This is a genomic window from Rhizobium sp. 16-488-2b (assembly GCF_017741815.1).
Classification (GTDB): domain Bacteria; phylum Pseudomonadota; class Alphaproteobacteria; order Rhizobiales; family Rhizobiaceae; genus Rhizobium.
Genome location: NZ_JAGHMF010000011.1, coordinates 66,562 through 82,811 on the forward strand (window position 1 = coordinate 66,562; position 16,250 = coordinate 82,811).

Annotated in this window: 19 protein-coding genes; 10 read left to right on the plus strand and 9 right to left on the minus strand. The window is 61.6% G+C overall.

From position 1 onward, the window contains the following. Positions 1–370 precede the first annotated feature (370 nt). Positions 371–1,540 (plus strand): AI-2E family transporter, encoded by a 1,170-nt coding sequence (locus J5286_RS11900; RefSeq protein WP_111561554.1) that lies wholly within the window; start codon positions 371–373, stop codon positions 1,538–1,540. Positions 1,541–1,657: 117 nt separating this feature from the next. Next, positions 1,658–2,065 (plus strand): hypothetical protein, encoded by a 408-nt coding sequence (locus tag J5286_RS11905; RefSeq protein ID WP_209190509.1) that lies wholly within the window; start codon positions 1,658–1,660, stop codon positions 2,063–2,065. 1 nt (position 2,066) lies between these two features. Here the strand turns inward: J5286_RS11905 and J5286_RS11910 are convergent, their stop codons facing one another. The 3 genes from J5286_RS11910 to J5286_RS11920 all read right to left on the minus strand — a co-directional run bounded on the left by J5286_RS11910 (position 2,067) and on the right by J5286_RS11920 (position 4,516). Then, positions 2,067–3,206 carry a DUF2336 domain-containing protein gene (locus J5286_RS11910; protein ID WP_209190510.1) on the minus strand — a complete coding sequence of 380 codons (1,140 nt, stop codon included), beginning with the start codon at positions 3,204–3,206 and terminating at the stop codon, positions 2,067–2,069. Between the two features lie 123 nt (positions 3,207–3,329). Beyond that, entirely contained in the window at positions 3,330–3,932 is a 603-nt protein-coding gene (locus tag J5286_RS11915) for a flavin reductase family protein (RefSeq protein WP_209190511.1), read from the minus strand. Continuing rightward, positions 3,932–4,516 (minus strand): nitroreductase family protein, encoded by a 585-nt coding sequence (locus J5286_RS11920; protein ID WP_112979700.1) that lies wholly within the window; start codon positions 4,514–4,516, stop codon positions 3,932–3,934. The genes J5286_RS11915 and J5286_RS11920 overlap by 1 nt, the downstream gene beginning before the upstream one ends. A 113-nt stretch (positions 4,517–4,629) precedes the next feature. On the opposite strand from J5286_RS11920, the gene J5286_RS11925 reads away from it, so the two are divergent. After that, positions 4,630–5,724 carry an RgsD C-terminal domain-containing protein gene (locus J5286_RS11925; protein WP_209190512.1) on the plus strand — a complete coding sequence of 365 codons (1,095 nt, stop codon included), beginning with the start codon at positions 4,630–4,632 and terminating at the stop codon, positions 5,722–5,724. 82 nt (positions 5,725–5,806) lie between these two features. On the opposite strand, the gene thrS is transcribed toward J5286_RS11925, so the two are convergent. Further along, positions 5,807–7,813, minus strand: a complete 2,007-nt coding sequence (thrS, locus tag J5286_RS11930) for a threonine--tRNA ligase (RefSeq protein ID WP_209190513.1) — start codon at positions 7,811–7,813, stop codon at positions 5,807–5,809. Positions 7,814–8,015: 202 nt separating this feature from the next. On the opposite strand from thrS, the gene J5286_RS11935 reads away from it, so the two are divergent. Then, positions 8,016–8,408 (plus strand): VOC family protein, encoded by a 393-nt coding sequence (locus tag J5286_RS11935; RefSeq protein ID WP_209190514.1) that lies wholly within the window; start codon positions 8,016–8,018, stop codon positions 8,406–8,408. Here J5286_RS11935 and J5286_RS11940 read toward each other — a convergent pair. From J5286_RS11940 to J5286_RS11950, 3 genes are read right to left on the minus strand one after another with little or no spacing between them, the layout of a single operon-like run. Next, positions 8,405–8,959: a DUF1697 domain-containing protein gene (locus tag J5286_RS11940; protein WP_209190515.1), complete on the minus strand. Its 555-nt coding sequence runs from the start codon at positions 8,957–8,959 to the stop codon at positions 8,405–8,407. The genes J5286_RS11935 and J5286_RS11940 overlap by 4 nt on opposite strands. Next, a complete protein-coding gene (yidD, locus tag J5286_RS11945; RefSeq protein ID WP_209190516.1) occupies positions 8,956–9,357 on the minus strand; it encodes a membrane protein insertion efficiency factor YidD in 402 nt (133 codons plus the stop codon). The genes J5286_RS11940 and yidD overlap by 4 nt, the downstream gene beginning before the upstream one ends. A 10-nt stretch (positions 9,358–9,367) precedes the next feature. Next, positions 9,368–9,814 carry an iron-sulfur cluster assembly scaffold protein gene (locus J5286_RS11950; protein WP_209190517.1) on the minus strand — a complete coding sequence of 149 codons (447 nt, stop codon included), beginning with the start codon at positions 9,812–9,814 and terminating at the stop codon, positions 9,368–9,370. Between the two features lie 303 nt (positions 9,815–10,117). Between J5286_RS11950 and folE the strand changes: the two genes are divergently transcribed. The 3 genes from folE (at position 10,118) to J5286_RS11965 (ending at position 12,287) form a co-directional block, all read left to right on the plus strand. Beyond that, the gene (gene folE, locus J5286_RS11955; RefSeq protein WP_112945624.1) at positions 10,118–10,732 is read left to right on the plus strand and encodes a GTP cyclohydrolase I FolE; all 615 of its coding nucleotides are present in this window, start codon (positions 10,118–10,120) and stop codon (positions 10,730–10,732) included. 24 nt (positions 10,733–10,756) lie between these two features. Next, entirely contained in the window at positions 10,757–11,215 is a 459-nt protein-coding gene (gene hisI, locus J5286_RS11960) for a phosphoribosyl-AMP cyclohydrolase (RefSeq protein WP_018899914.1), read from the plus strand. 109 nt (positions 11,216–11,324) lie between these two features. Next, positions 11,325–12,287: a patatin-like phospholipase family protein gene (locus J5286_RS11965; RefSeq protein WP_112945625.1), complete on the plus strand. Its 963-nt coding sequence runs from the start codon at positions 11,325–11,327 to the stop codon at positions 12,285–12,287. A 20-nt stretch (positions 12,288–12,307) separates the two neighbouring features. On the opposite strand, the gene J5286_RS11970 is transcribed toward J5286_RS11965, so the two are convergent. Together J5286_RS11970 and J5286_RS11975 are read right to left on the minus strand one after the other, a co-directional pair. After that, positions 12,308–12,742, minus strand: a complete 435-nt coding sequence (locus tag J5286_RS11970) for a CBS domain-containing protein (protein WP_047510387.1) — start codon at positions 12,740–12,742, stop codon at positions 12,308–12,310. A gap of 102 nt (positions 12,743–12,844) precedes the next feature. Further along, entirely contained in the window at positions 12,845–13,612 is a 768-nt protein-coding gene (locus J5286_RS11975) for a rhomboid family intramembrane serine protease (RefSeq protein WP_209190518.1), read from the minus strand. A 303-nt stretch (positions 13,613–13,915) separates the two neighbouring features. Between J5286_RS11975 and J5286_RS11980 the strand changes: the two genes are divergently transcribed. The 3 genes from J5286_RS11980 to pip form a co-directional block, all read left to right on the plus strand. After that, positions 13,916–14,557 (plus strand): PAS domain-containing protein, encoded by a 642-nt coding sequence (locus tag J5286_RS11980; RefSeq protein WP_209190519.1) that lies wholly within the window; start codon positions 13,916–13,918, stop codon positions 14,555–14,557. 88 nt (positions 14,558–14,645) lie between these two features. Beyond that, positions 14,646–15,257, plus strand: coding sequence for a PilZ domain-containing protein (locus tag J5286_RS11985; protein WP_026283270.1), 612 nt, complete (start codon positions 14,646–14,648; stop codon positions 15,255–15,257). A gap of 62 nt (positions 15,258–15,319) precedes the next feature. Then, the coding region (pip, locus tag J5286_RS11990) for a prolyl aminopeptidase (protein WP_245205880.1) at positions 15,320–16,250 on the plus strand (931 nt) is incomplete at its 3' end.

The window sequence follows — 16,250 nt, forward strand, 5'->3', positions numbered from 1 at the left end:
CCGCAAGGTCTGGGAGTGGGATTGGTTCAGTAGATGGGGATCGACCGACGCTTCGCAGGCATGCGGCAGCCAAAATTGCGGGATCACATTTCCGTCAGATGACGCCAGTTCGTTCCAATGTCGGTCGAAACCGGCGCGAAATCGCCGATTGCACAGACCGAGCGTGATCCATGACAAGGATGTCGAAGGGTTTCTGTCTTAATGATTGCGTGATGTAAGGTTATGAAGCCTGCGGATCAGGCCGATGGACCGGCGGCGGGGGCGTCATCGGGCTTAAATCGGTGATGGCGCTTGCGTGCAAAGGACGCATGGCCCATATCCTAGGTGAAATAAGGGGGAAAAGGACGACGTGAGCCTTCCGAACAACAATATGCAGCGCGAGTCGCGATGGATCGGTCCATCCTCTCCCGCACGTACGCCGCTCATCCCTTCGATCTCCGCGGCACGCTGGCTTCTGATCCTCGTCGTGGCCGCGGGCGTCTATTTCTTCTACGGCTTCGTCGTGCCGGTGCTGGCTGCCCTGGTCATCGGGTTTGCAAGCTGGCCGCTCTATCGCCGGCTGCTGCAAAGGGTCGGTGGCAACACGACGGTCGCTGCGACCATCGCGATCATACTCATCGTCACCTTTCTCATCACGCCGATCGTGCTTGCCGTCACCTATACCACGGGTGAAGTGCGCGAATGGGTCGGCTGGCTGATCCATGTGAACCGCTTTGGCGAACCGACGCCGCAGTGGATTTCAGCGTTTCCGTTTGTCGGGCCCTACCTCGACGAGCTCTGGGTCAAGTATATCGGCAGCCCCGGCAGCATGGGCGAAGTGATCCAGGCGGTCAGCGGCGCGCATATCGGCAATATCTACCGCGCGGTGCTCGCTGCCGGCGGTGGTGCCTTCCATCTGCTACTGACACTGCTTTTCATGCTGATCGCGCTGTTCTTCGTCTATCGCGATGGCGCGGATTTCTCCCGCCAGATCGACATGCTCGGCGAGCGCATCCTGCCAAACCGCTGGGAGCGGATTTCGCGCGTGGTGCCTGCCACGATCAGCTCGACCGTGATGGGCATGACGCTGATCGCCATCGGCGAAGGCATCGTGCTCGGCGTCGCCTATTGGGTGGCCGGCGTGCCCTCGCCCGTGACGCTTGGCGTCATCACCGGCATCATGGCGCTGATCCCCGGCGGCGCGCCGCTGTCGTTCACGCTGGTGTCGCTGTACCTGCTTGCCAGCGGCTCGCCCGTTGCCGGCGTCAGCCTGTTCGTCTGGGGTACCGTCGAACTCTTCATCGTCGACAAGACGCTGCGCCCCAAGCTCGTGGGCGGACCGATCAAGCTGCCGTTCCTGCCGACCTTCTTCGGTCTGATCGGCGGCGTGAAGACGATGGGCTTTCTGGGGCTCTTTATCGGCCCGGTGCTGATGGCGCTTCTGGTGGCGATCTGGCGTGAATGGATGCATGAGGTTCGCACGGCCGAAAAGCCGGATCTCGGGCCTCAGGTGCTGATCGACGAGCAAGCTCCGCCGCCACCCAGGGTCGCCGAAGGCTGATCGGCGGCGTCACCTTTCCTGATTGTAATCTTGCTCCGCATGGATGCCGGAAAGCGGCCTTCATTTGGTTGAAATTGCTGCGTCTAAGGGGAGCGGTTCAATATCGAAAGCGCCCCCATGCAAGCTGTTCTCATCGCCATGACCATCCTCGGATGCAACGACTCGGTCACGCAGTGCAATTACGTGGCGACGGTGGGGAAGCAGTTTGAGACGGTGGCGATGTGCGATGCCGATTCCGAACGGCAGTTGAAGCATTATTCCAGCATCAGCTATCCGACGGTCATCGCCGTCTGCGAGCCGCCGCATCCGCCGTTGCCGCCCGAGCCTAAGGTGGTGGTCGCGGCACCCTCACCTGCCGTCACCGAGGAAAAGCCGCAGACCGGGGTTTCCGGTCTCGCGTCCAGAATGGCGGCAGAGGTACGCACGCACCTTCCCTCTGGCCATTCGATGAAATCCGCGCTCGCGACGCCTGTGCATTTCGTAACAGGAAGCTATTCCTGGGTAGTCAGGCGCTTGAGCAATTAAATCAGGCGGCGGCGAGCGCCGTCATATAGGCATAGCCGCGTGCCGATTGTCGCTGCTCGGCGACATGCAGCTTCTCGACCATCTCCAGCAGTTCCTGCACCGCGCCATGCGTGGTGCTACGGCTGCGGAAGCTCTGCAGCAGCCGGCCGCAGACATTGGCCAGCATCGTGCCTGATGTGGATTTAGACGCCTCGCGCCACAGCAAGGTGGCTTCGACGAAGATCACGCTGATATCGCGGGCGAGACCTGCCGATTCGTAAAGCGCACGTACGGCGTGCATGCGGCCGGTCGCCAGGATCGAGCGCACCCGCCGCTCGTCGCAGCCGGTCAGATTAACGATGGCGCCAGCGAAGAATTCGATCTTGCCGGAGCAGAGCGTGTGCATGAGGAAGGATGGCGTCAGGCGTCCGCTGACACGCAGATGCTCGACCAGATCGGCAACCTCGCGCGGCGTGATCTCGCCGGCGATGGCGACGATCGCGGTTTCCGTCGCCTCGCGGGCCACGCGCTGCAGCCGACCGGTGCCGATCGCGGCCTGCGCCAGCGGCAGGTTGATGAGCGCATCGCTCACATGCTGCGTCAAGAGCTGGCGAGCGTCGGCGGGCAGATCCGGGCGATCGAGCAGGAGGTTGCGAACTTCACAGTCGTCGCCCAGCCGTTCGGCAATGCGCTTCAGCGCCTGTGGAGCGATTGCGGCGCCTTCGTTTTCAAGCAGGCACAGCACGTCTTCGGCGCCACCGATCTCGGCCAAGGCGGCTGCGACCGCGCGCGAGATGCTGGAGCGGGCGGCGATCAGCATGCGGGTAACGGCACTGCCGCGTGCTGCGAGATCAACCAGATCGGCGTCCGACAGAAGTGGCGAGAAAGTTATGGCGTGGCAGGCGATCTCAGCCTGGTCACCAGCCAGAGACAGGACGATGGCACGCGGCGCATCCGGCGACCATGCGATGGCTTCGGCCATGGCGAGGCGAACCTTCGGCGACGGGTCGTCGAGCAGGAAGGTCATGGCCATCTCGGCGGCCTTGCGCTCTTCCAGAGACATTTCAGACTGCAGGTAGGCCCGGCCGAGCGCGCTCGCCGCCCTCGCCCGGTCTCCAGCCTTGGCAGTCTCAACCCAACGAAGAAATGCCTCTACGATCACTGCGAACCCCAATCCTCAAGTGCGATTCTCTCGCACCCCAAGTGTTGAGGATGACGGTAGCGGCAAAAAGTTTATGATTGGTTCACCATATACTTTAACCGTTCAGCAGGACTGACGCACGCTTCAGGCCTTGGGTCGGAAGAGCTCGAACACCTCGCTGCTCTCGCTGTAGTCCATGTAGCCGAGGCGCGCGACGGGCCTTGCCAGCCCCATGTCGATCCGGCCATCGCGCAGGATCGCCTCGTCGATATGGATACCGACAACCTGGCCGAAGATCATGACATTTTCCGACGGCTCGCCGCTCAGCGACTTCGGCTCGATGATCTCGGTGACCTTGCATTCCAGAACCGCGAAGGCTTCGGCCACATAGGGCGCATCGACGAGTTCACCCTTTTTCGGCGTCAGCCCCGACAAAGCGAACTCATCGACGTCGTAGGCGACGGCGGCTGAGGACTTGTTCATCTTGTCGATCAGGTTGCGGCTGACGAAGTTGCAGGTGAATTCGCCGGTTTCGCTGGCGTTCCGGTAGCTGTCCTTGCGGCCGCTCGATGAAAACATCACGAGCTTCGGACGATCCGACACGGCGTTGAAGAATGAGTATGGCGCGAGGTTGAGCGTGCCATCCCTGCCCTTGCTGCCGATCCAGCCGATCGGCCTTGGCGACACGATCGCCTTGAAGGGGTCGTGCGCAAGGCCGTGCCGGTTGTGATCCGTCGTGTAGAACATCAGCCTTCCCCGCCGACCCAGGTGACCGTCTCGGAAAGCTCGGGGCGCGGGCGCTCGACGGGCGGGAACGTCGTCGAGCCCATGTGGATGAAGCCGGCGACCTTTTCGCCTTCCTCAACGCCGAGCAGCGGATAGGCGCGCTCGTCATAGGCGAACCACTCGGTCAGCCAATTGGCGACCCAGCCATGGGCGTTGGCCGCGAAGATGATGTTGAGGCAGACAGCACCGGCCGACATCAGCTGCTCCCATTCCGGGATCTTGATGTGCGGGCCGGCCTTGCTGACGACCGCGACGACGACCGGCGCGCGGGTGAAGCGGCTGCGCTCGACCTGAATCATCTCCTCGGAGAGATCGGGCTTCTTTTCCAACGCAAGCTTCAGAAGCTCTTCGCCGATGCGGGCGCGTTCCTCGCCGCGATAGACGATGAAACGCCAGGGCGCGAGCTTGCCGTGATCCGGCACGCGCGAGGCAAGGCGCAGGATTTCCTCGATCTCGGGCTTTTCGGGACCGGGCTCGGACATCTGGAAAGCGGGGATGGACCGGCGGACGCCGAGGTAGTCGATCAGCTTGATATCGGATCTCATAGACAAGAAACTCTCATTTTCACTGCGGTATCGGGGATGGGTCTTGAATTTGCCATCCGGTTGGTCTTGAAGTGGCCTCTGTCATTTCAGTTGTCAATTGGTTCGCAAAACACATGCTCGGCATTTTGCCATACGCACGCTGGAGTGTTGCCGTAGCCCTCCTTGCCTTGATCCCCGCCGGCGCCGGCGCGCAGGATGCCTTCAAGGAGTTCAAGCAGCTCGACACCACGACGAAGATGCCCAAGCTCAACGCCTTCATCGCGCCCGGCACGACGCCTCAGGGCGCGAAGCTGCATTCGGTCGCGCTGGAGGCGAAGCTCACGGCATCGGGGGACGCCGTCAAGGACGGGCTCTCGTGGTATGTGTTCAGCCCGGTCGCAGGCAGCGACGGCAAGCTGCCGCTGATTGCGAGTTCCCAGGGCGGTTCGGCCGACTTCCAGCTGGCGCCGGGCGATTATTTCGTCAACGTGTCCTTCGGCCGTGCCGGCGTGACGCGCAAGCTCTCGGTTCCCGAGGACGGCGCGCTTGAAAAGCAGACCATGGTTCTGGAAGCGGGCGGGCTGCTGCTCAATGCTGTCTCGGGCTCGGATGTGAAAATCCGGCCGGATCAGTTGAGCTTCTCGATCTATTCCGCCGATGTGCGCGATGACGGTGAGCGTGGGCTCGTGATGGCCGATGTACCGCCGAACACCGTCGTGCGGCTCAACGCCGGCACCTATCACGTCGTTTCCGATTACGGCGAAACCAACGCGTCGGTGCGTGCCGACATCCAGGTGGAAGCGGGCAAGCTCACCGAGGCGACAATCCAGCACAAGGCCGCGCAGATCACCTTCAAGCTGGTATCCGACAAGGGTGGCGAAGCGATCGCCGATACCGCCTGGTCGATCCTGACGGCCGCAGGCGACAGCGTCGGCGAAAGCGTCAGCGCGTTTCCGACCATGGTGCTTGCCGAGGGCGAGTATTCCGCCGTCGCGCGCAACAAGGACAAGATCTACCAGCGCGAATTCAAGGTCGAAGCCGGCAAAAATACCGATGTCGAGGTGCTGATGAAGGACGTGCAGCCGGACCAGGGACCGGCCGCCACGACATTGCAGCAGCTGCCGCCGGAGCAGCAGACCCCGACGGAACAATCACACGCCGCGCAGCCGTTACCCTCGTTCGAGCAGCTGCAGAGCGGTGCCGCCGCAGGTGGCGTCGACTCCGACTGACGCATCCTACATTGCTATCAAAGCAAAACGCCCGGTCATTGCTGACCGGGCGTTTTTATTTCAATCGAAGATCACGAAAGCCTCAGGCGGCCTTCGCCTTCCGGGCAGCTGCCTTGCGCAGCACATCAGGCGGCGTCGCTTCGTGCGTCAGGGCAGCGATCGCATCGTTGAGCGACATCGAGCTCTGCTCCTGGCTGCCGAGACGGCGGATGTTGACCGTGCGCTCTTCGGCTTCCTTCTTGCCGCAGACGATGATGACCGGCACCTTGGTGACTGAGTGTTCGCGGACCTTGTAGTTGATCTTCTCGTTGCGGAAGTCGGTCTCGACGTGGAGGCCGGCCTCGCGCAGCGCCTCGGCCACTTCTTCGCCGTAAGCATCGGCTTCCGAGGTGATCGTCGCAACCACAATCTGCAGCGGCGACATCCACAGCGGCAGATGGCCGGCGAAGTTCTCGATCAGGATACCGAGGAAGCGCTCCATCGAGCCGCAGATGGCGCGATGGATCATCACCGGCTGCGTCTTTTCGGAGTTGCTGTCGATATAGAAGGCGCCAAAGCGTTCCGGCAGGTTGAAGTCGACCTGCGTGGTGCCGCACTGCCATTCACGGCCGATGGCGTCCTTCAGCGTATATTCGAACTTCGGACCGTAGAACGCGCCCTCGCCCGGCAGGATGCCGGTCTTGATGCGGCCTTCGGACTGCTCCTCGATCGTCTTCAGCACTTCGGTCATGACGGCCTCGGCGCGATCCCAGAGAGCGTCGGAGCCGACGCGCTTTTCAGGACGGGTCGAGAGCTTGACGACGATTTCCTTGAAGCCGAAGTCTTCATAGACCGACAGGATCAGATCGTTGATGCGCAGGCATTCCGCCGCCATCTGCTCTTCCGTGCAGAAGACGTGCGCGTCGTCCTGGGTAAAGCCGCGAACGCGCATCAGGCCGTGCAGCGCGCCGGAGGCTTCGTATCGGTGCACCGTGCCGAACTCGGCAAGACGGATCGGCAGCTCGCGATAGGACTTCAGCCCATGCTTGAAGATCTGCACGTGACCTGGGCAGTTCATCGGCTTCAGCGCGAAGACGCGGTTGTCGGCTTCCTTGTCCTCAGGGTGCGTGAAGGCATAGGCTGACTTCACCGCGAACATGTTTTCCTGGTACCAGCCCCAGTGACCGGAGGTCTCCCAGAGCGAGGCATCGAGAACCTGCGGGGCGTTGACCTCTTCATAGGTGCCGGCGAGACGGCGACGCATGTAGGAGGTCAGCGCCTGGAACATCCGCCAGCCCTTGCCGTGCCAGAAGACGACGCCGGGGCCTTCTTCCTGGAAATGGAACAGATCCATCTCGCGGCCAAGCTTGCGGTGGTCGCGCTTTTCGGCTTCCGCCAGCATGTGCAGGTAGTTGTCGAGATCCGCCTGCTCGGCCCAAGCCGTGCCGTAGATGCGCGAGAGCATGGCGTTGTTGCTGTCGCCACGCCAATAGGCGCCGGCAACCTTCATCAGCTTGAAGGCTGTGCCGATCTGGCCGGTGGAGGCCATGTGCGGGCCACGGCATAGGTCGAACCATTCGCCCTGATTGTAGATCTTCAGATCCTGGCCTTCGGGGATCGCATCGACGAGCTCGACCTTGTAGCTTTCACCCTTGGCGGCGAAGACTTCCTTGGCCTTTTCGCGCGACCAGATCTGCTTGGTGAAGGCAGCGTTGCGCGAAATGATCTCCTTCATCTTCTTTTCGATCTTCGGCAGATCGTCGGGCGTGAAGGGCTCGTTCTTGGCGAAGTCGTAATAGAAGCCGTTCTCGATCACCGGGCCGATCGTGACCTGCGTGCCGGGCCACAGCTCCTGCACGGCTTCGGCCATGACGTGGGCCGCGTCGTGGCGGATGAGCTCGAGCGCACGGGGATCGGTGCGGGTGATGATCTCGATCGTGCCGTCGACGACGGGATCGGAAAGGTCGCGCACGGTGCCGTCGATCGCGATGGCGACGGCCTTCTTGGCAAGCGACTTGGAAATGGATTCAGCGACATCCTTGCCGGTTGCGCCAGCATCGTAGCTGCGCACGGAACCATCGGGGAATGTCAGGGAAACGGATTGGGACATTTTAGACTTCTCCTTGTCCAGTCCCGCCAACGAATGCGGGTGGTTGCAATGACGCGTTTCGGATCACGAATACGCCGCCGCCTGATACCGGGATTTGCCGTCGCAGTAAAGGAAAAGCCGATCCGGCGTGGCAACGTTATCGCCACATTGACAATGGCCTGGCCGATGGCAAAGTGACAGAAACAGCAACGCAAGGTGGCGCATGATCCTTTACACCACCGTTGGAACAAACGACCTCCCACGATCGGTCGCTTTCTACGATGCACTGTTTCGTGAGATGGGCCTCGAGCAGTGCTTTCTCGATGGCACGTCCGCGTCCTGGGGGCGCAAGGATGACGAAACGGTTTCACGTTTTTCTGTCGGCTACCCGTTGAAAGGATATTCAACCGCCGGCAACGGGACGATGACGGCGTTTCGTATCGACGAGCCTGCCCGGGTCGATCGCCTGCATGAAATCGCGCTTACGGGCGGCGGATCGGACGATGGGGCACCTGGCTACCGGGCTCATTACAGCGGCGCGCCTTACGCCGCCTATATCAGGGACCCCGACGGCAACAAGCTGGCCTTCATTTGCTACGGATCGCCCGAACTCTAGGCCAGAGGCTGAATGCCGGCCTCGTGCGCGACCATTTCGGTGAGGCCGCGAACGGTGTTCCAGTTGCGCAGCGTGCCGACGCCCATGCGTTTGGTCGTCAGAGCGGAGAGCAGCTTCCATTCGCTGGGCTTGCCGGCGAAATCGATCCAGAGATCGCCGCCGATCACGGCAAGGCGCTGGTTCGGCTGGGCATGAGGCTGCAGCCGCTCGATAACAGTGCGGTCGAGCGGCTTTCGCATGACGCGCAGAATGACCTGGCTGCCATCGCCATCGGGGAACGGATTGGCGGCGGCGATCTTGCGCCAATCCTCGGCCGTGCGAACGAGGATATCGACCGGCTTGCCGAAGCGCGCACGAAACGCCTGCTCCAGCCGCGCCTCGATGTCTCCGATCGATGACGACGGCGCTTCGAAGACGATGTTGCCTGTTGAAACGAGCGTGCGCGGATTGCGATAGCCGAGCGACGCGGCCATGTCGCGTAGATCGGACATGATCACCCTACGGCCTGGCGCCAAAACGATGCTATGGAGGAGTGCTACGTAAACAGTCACGTCGGCTTGCGGCCGAACGCGAGATAGCGCCACGGCGTCCACCAATGGAAACGGTCACCAAGCGTTTCCGGCACCCGGTCGAGACCGCTGGTGCCGCCGGGGCCGCAGCGGCCGACGCGAAACAGCGTCATCCATCCGCCGCTCCACAGACCATGGCGGGCGATGGCCTCGTAGCCGTACTCGGAACATGTTGGGATGTGGCGGCAGGAATTGCCTATGAAGCCGGATAGCGTCAGCTGATAGAGCCGGATCATGCCCATGCCGAACAGGCGGTCCGGTGTCTTGCGGAAAGGGCCGGTGTAATTGCGCGAGTGATGAACCGGTTTCTTCCGGGGCGAAGCGGCGGCGCCGCCTTCGTCCTCGTCGTCACCATGGTTCAGCGAGCAGAACTGGCACATGGCGATCCGCTCAGGCTTCCACGGTCTCGGCGCGCTTGGCCTCGACCTGCCCGATTGCATCGACCACGGCATCGAAGGTCAGCATGGTGGAGGCGTGGCGGGCCTTGTATTCGCGGACCGGCCGCAGATAACGCATGTCCTCGAAACGCCCCGATGGCCCTTCGCCGTCCTCCTTCAGCATGGCAAGCATGTCGGCGCGCGCCTGGCGCAGCTCCTGCGCCGTCGCACCGACCACGTGGCGAGCCATGATAGAGGACGAGGCCTGGCCGAGCGCGCAGGCCTTGACGTCGTGGGCAAAGGCCGAGACCGTATCGCCATCCATCTTCAGCCAGATCCTGACCTTCGAGCCGCAGAGCTTGGAGTGTGCCTGGGCGCTGGCGTCGGGGTTGTCGATAGCGCCGATCAGCGGAATATTGCCGGCAAATTCGAGAATTTTGCTGTTGTAGATGTCGTCCATCGGGTATTCCGCTCCATATTTCATGCGGATAGGCGGCTGATTGTTTATTGTAGCACAAACAAAAACACACCGTGTCGCGCTCGAAGACTTACATAGCGATGCCGTTTTCCTATATGTATGTCGTTCGAAGGCCATAAAAATGCAATGGCCTCGGGTAAGTTTGAATGGGAAACCGTGCCGGATGGGCCGCAAAATTTCGCCCTGAAAGCCCCGGAGCCTGCCAAAGGTGCACTATTCCCGAGTGGGATTGCCAGTGGCTAGTCCGAAATACGGTCCGCATTGCGGATCAGGAGACAGTTGCAGATGGACGCCATCGTAAAGAACTTTCCGCAGACCACGCCAGACGCCAATCGCCCAAGCCAGAAGGAAGCCGAAGACGCGGTGCGCACGCTGCTCCGCTGGGCCGGCGACGACCCTTCGCGCGAAGGGTTGCTGGATACGCCGGCGCGTGTCGCGAAAGCCTATCGCGAGCTTTTCGCCGGCTATGAGATGGATGCCGAAGAGGTGCTTGGTCGGACCTTCGAAGAGGTCGCGGGCTATGACGACATGGTGCTGGTGAAGGACATTCCGTTCTTCTCGCATTGCGAACACCACATGGTTCCGATCATCGGCAAGGCGCATGTGGCCTACATGCCCGACGGCAAGGTTCTCGGTCTGTCGAAGATCGCCCGCGTCGTCGAAATCTATGGCCGCCGCCTGCAGACGCAGGAAACCATGACCGCCCAGATCGCCCGTTCGATCGACGAAACGCTCGCTCCGCGCGGCGTCGCCGTGATGATCGAGGCCGAACATATGTGCATGGCCATGCGCGGCGTTCAGAAACAGGGCTCCACCACATTGACGACAACCTTCACCGGCACATTTAAAACTGAGCCGGCTGATCAAGCCCGGTTTATTTCCATGGTGCGGAGCCGCTGACCGGCTTCATTTCAGAAAGCCGCGATGATGCCATTTGCCTTCAATGCGCCGTCCGAAGACAAGTCCGAGCTCGAGGATGCCGGTGATTTCACGCCGCGGTTCGACGACCGCGGCCTGATCACCGCTATCGTGACGGATGCCCATGACGGCGAGCTGCTCATGGTGGCGCATATGAACGCCAAGGCACTGGCGCTGACCATCCAGACCGGCCAGGCCCACTATTTCAGCCGCTCGCGCGGCAAGCTCTGGCTGAAGGGTGAAACCTCGGGCAACATCCAGACGGTCAAGGAAATCCGCACCGACTGCGACCAGGATGCAATTTGGCTAAAGGTCGAAGTTGCCGGTCACGACGCGACCTGCCACACTGGCCGCCGATCCTGCTTCTATCGGACAGTAAGCCTGGAAGACGGCAAGCCGATGCTCGAGATCGCCGACGACGAGCGCCAGTTCGATCCTCACGAAGTCTACGGAAAAGAGCCGTAACAACGGCATGCCGTCTCTTTTTGGGTCAAGGGCGGCGGCCATATACCAATTCGAAAGGGTGGCGGCGCACTAATATTTGCCTGCGCGTCGTGCCAGGGGGAGGTTTGCCATGGTGAGCTGGAGTTTGATCCGTCAAGGCTCCGAAGCCGTCGGTTCCGACGCTGGCATCGCCTCGCCCTCCGACATCAAGCTCCCCGCCCCCACACCGAAGAAGCCGAAGCTGGCGCTTGCCCTTGGGGGCGGCGCTGCGCGTGGCTGGGCGCATATCGGCGTGCTCCGGGCGCTTGACGAAGCGGGCATCGAGATCGGCATGATCGCGGGAACGTCGATCGGCGCGCTGGTTGGCGGTTGCTATCTGGCAGGCAAGCTCGATGAGCTCGAGGGTTTCGCGCGGTCGCTGACCATGCGCCGGATCGCCAGCCTGCTTGATCTGACCATCGGCGGCAGCGGCCTGTTCGGCGGCATGCGGCTCACCAAACGCATGCAGGAACATCTGGAAGGGCTGAATGTCGAGGATCTCGACCGCCCGTTCGTCGCGGTGTCGGCAGAGGTCAACAGCGGCCACGAGGTCTGGATCGCCAATGGCTCGCTGATCACGGCGCTCAGGGCGTCTTATGCCCTGCCCGGCATCTTCGAGCCTGTGCGCAGCAATCACCGGACGCTGGTGGATGGCGCACTGGTTAATCCCGTCCCCGTCTCGGTCTGCCGCGCCTACGAGCAGCCGCTGGTCGTCGCCGTCAACCTCAACTACGACATCTATGGCCGCTCGGCTGTGGTGCGCCACAGTGCAAGCCTGACGCCGTCCGAGGTGCAGAAGCAGGAGCATGCTCCCTATGCCAAGCTCGGCATGACCGGTGTGATGGTGCAGGCGTTCAATATCATCCAGGATCGCATCGCGCGCGCTCGTCTTGCGGGCGATCCGCCTGATATCTCGCTGCAGCCGAGATTGAGCGATATCGGTCTTTCGGAGTTTCATCGCGCCGGCGAAGCGATCGAGCGCGGCTATCAGGAAGCCACGGCGCGGCTTCCCGAGTTGAGGCGCATGCAGGAGTTGTTTGCCGGCTCCAGCTGAGCAAGCCGGCGCGCCTTCATTCAGCCTGCGATATAGGCCTTGATGTCCTCGGCCTCGCGTTCGACCTCGGCGATACGGGTCTTGACCACGTCACCGATCGAGATGATGCCGGCAAGCTTTCCAGCGGTTTCGACCGGCACATGGCGGAAGCGGCGGCTGGTCATCAGTTCCATCAGCTCGTTGACGGTCGTTGCCTCGTTGCAGCGATAGACTTTCGCCGTCATCACCGATGCCACGGAGCTATCAAGACAGGCGGGTCCGGACTTGGCGATGGCGTGAACCACGTCGCGCTCGGTAAAAATCCCGGCGATCTTGTTTTCCATGCCGACGATGACGATGGCGCCGATCTTCTTCTTGCTTAGAATCGCGGCGGCTTCGGAAACGGTCGTGTTCGGGCCGGCGGTGACGACATCCCTGCCCTTGGCATCCAGTATGGCTTTGACTGTATTGGACATTTGAACCTCCTATGTCGAAAGTGAGACACTTCAGCTGATCACAGGCATCCGCGGCGGTCTCTCCTCCCAACGCGGATCAGTTCGAATGGTGCACTTCAACGCTCAGGATTGCAATATATCCGCATCCTCTGAAATAGAGGGAAGTTCGGGCGGCGGCCGGTCAAACAGCGAAAACAGCACGAAGCCGAAGAGAAACCCGCCGATATGAGCGTCCCAGGCAATAGGCGCGTCGGTGTCACCGATCAGTGGAATGCCGACGGCGATCAGGATGTTGCCGACGAACCAGAAGAGCATGAACATGACGACGGTTCGGCTGCGGAAGGTTTCCGCGATCGAGAGGCGCGGATTGAGATGCGCGGGAAGCGCGACGCGACGCTCCGACGGGAATGCGAAGCGGCAGGCTGCGCCCATCAAGGCCGAGACCACGCCGGAGGCGCCGATCAGCACGGTCGCTTGCCCCCAATTCAGCACGGCGTGAAGCGCGGCCGATGCGACGGCTGCAAGCACCCAGAACACCGTATAGCGAACCCAGCCGATGCGGCGGGCGACGGGGGCGCCGAACGCCATAAGCCAGAGCCCGTTGAACAGGATATGCTCGATATTTCCATGCAGCAGCGAATATGTGAGTGGCGTCCAGAACAACTGCGGACCCTGCTCGGCCAAGGGCGTGATGTAGCGCAGCGGGATGAAGCCAAAATCGAAGAACAGCATGTCGACGCCGCTGTCGGTCAGGAAAATCGCCTGCACGGCGTAGATTGCCGCCAGGAGACCGATCGTTGCGACAATGGCGCCTGGAAGATTGAAAATGGGCGTACGCGGCGGCTTGGCGGCGGGCTCGGTCGGCTGGTGCGGCTCGTTCGTATCGTCCATTGCATTCCTCGTTCACTTCGCGTGCACTGGCTTACAGGACGGCAGGTCAAAAAAAAAGCCGTCCGGCAATCTACCGAACGGCTTGCTGAGCGTCCCCCGAGAATGACCTCGCGCCCGAGCAATTCATGCTGAACTTCCAATACCGGAAGCAATGAAAAGATACTGGCACGGCGAGCCGTCACAGACAATCGAAACCCTTCCTTAACCTTAACTGCCTGGATCTGGCATGAAATCCGCATGGCATAGGTCAAGGTGGCCATGATGGCCGCCGTTTGAACCGAAATGAAACAGATCGGCAGTCCCATGCGCCTCAACACCACCATCCAGATCTTCGACTACTGGAACAAGCTACGCGGCAGCGAGATCGCTCCCCTGCGGACGCAGGTGGAGCCACGCGATATCAGGCAGCTTCTCTCTAGCCTCTTCATGCTCGAAACATCCGAGACGAGCCGCGTCACCTTCCGTCTTGCCGGCACGCGTATCTGCGATCTCTTCGGCCACGACCTCGGCGGCAGCTGTTTGTCTGAGCTCTGGGCGCACGGGCACGAGGACATCGAGAAAACCGCTGTCGGCGTCATGGAACACGGCATCCCGGCCTTGCTGAACGCCACAGGATACAGCATCGCCGGCCATCGCGGGGCCTTCGAGATCATTCTTCTGCCGCTGCGCAATGCCGAGGGAGAATGCGACAAGCTGCTCGGCGCGATCGCACCGGCCACGACCGCGAGCTGGCTGGAGGTCGTTCCGCTGCAGTTCCTGGCGCTCGACCGCAGCCGGTTGCTGCATGAGCAACTCGACCCGGCGGAGAGCACGCAAAGCGGCGCGAACGAGCCCCGTGCAGCGACCAGCGGCAGCCGGTCGATCGCCGATACGGTGCGCCGTCTGATGTCCAGCCTGATGGACGAGCCCGTGAAACAGGATGCACCATTTCGGCACTACCGCTGAGCGGTAAATCACCCTCGCCTGAACAACCTTCTGTTAATGGATTGCGAGTAAAGCTTGGCGCCAAGCTATTTGTAAAAGAAGCCCTTTAATGCACGCTTTCCAGCAAGCTCAGACGCAAAAAACTGCGCCTCGCCTTGAACAAGGTGCATTCCAGCGCGTGCCCATCAATATGCAGGGCCGCCTGATGCTGGCAAACTACGAGGAATTCGAGTGCCTGGTCATCGATATGTCGCCCGGCGACATGTATGTGACCTGCCAAGGCCGCCCGCGCGTCAACGAACGCGTCGTCGCCTATATCGATCACCTCGGTCGCGTCGAAGGCTATGTCCAGACGATCGACAGCCGTGGCTTCAACATGTCCATCCACGCCACCGAGCGCAAGCGCGAGAAGCTTGCCGCGCAGTTGACGTGGCTTGCCAACAAGCATGAACTCGGCCTGCCGGAAGATCGTCGCCACGATCGTCTGATGCCGCGCGAGACGCAGACGGAAATCACGCTTGAGGACGGCACCCAGTATATGTGTCGGATCATGGACTTGTCGCTTTCGGGTGCTGCCGTCGACGTCGAGGTTCGCCCGGCGATCGGCACAGCGCTTCGTCTCGGCAACATGCGCGGCCGCGTGGTGCGTCACTTCGTCGAAGGCGTCGCGATCGAGTTCCTGTCGCTGCAATCGCGCGACACGCTGCGCGAATTTCTCTGATAACCGTCATCTCGGCTTCACAAAGCTGATGGATTGAAGCGCCTCTTCAGGAGGCGCGCCCAATGTCGTTTCTTTTTCCCGAGATTGAAGCTTATGAACACGGTCTCCTCGATGTCGGGGACGGCCACCTCATCCATTGGGAAAGCTACGGCAATCCGCGTGGACGGCCGGCGCTCTATCTGCATGGCGGGCCGGGCTCCGGCGCATCGCCCTCGGCGGCACGCTATTTCGACCCATCCGCCTATCGGATCATCCTGTTCGACCAGAGAAATTGCGGCCGCAGCCTTCCCAATGCCGCCGAGATGGGGACGGATCTTTCCGCCAACACGACCTGGCACCTGATCGACGACATTGAGAAGCTCCGTTGTCACCTTGGGGTGACGGATTGGGTACTGTTCGGGACATCCTGGGGATCCACGCTTGCGCTCGCCTATGCGCAGACCCACCCGGCCCGCGTCGCGGCGATGGTGCTTGCCGGCGTGACGACGACGCGGCGATCGGAAATCGAATGGCTGACACAGGGAATGGCCGCGCTGTTTCCCGAGGAATGGCACCAACTCAAGGCATCCCTTCCCGGTGACATGAGAGCCAAGGGCATCCTCGAGGGTTATCGAGAATTGCTCAATGGGTCCGATCTCGACGTACGCCTCAAGGCGGCGCGGGACTGGCACGATTGGGAGGCGGCGTCCATCCTGCTTGCCAATCCCGACGGCTATCCGCGACGCTGGCGAAATCCGGAATATCTGCTCACTCGTGCGCGGATCATAACCCACTACTTCAGCCATGCGGCATGGCTCGAGGAAGGTGCGCTATTGCGGGACGCAGCAAAGCTGGCCTCGATCCCCGGCGTTCTCGTTCAGGGACGGCTCGATCTGGAGGCGCCATTGACCACGGTGTCAGTACCGGAGCAATACTCCTCATTAGTGCCGTTTGAATCTTCCCCAGGTGCTGCGGCCGCTGGTCTTCCGGGGCGCGCCCCGGAAGACCAGCGGC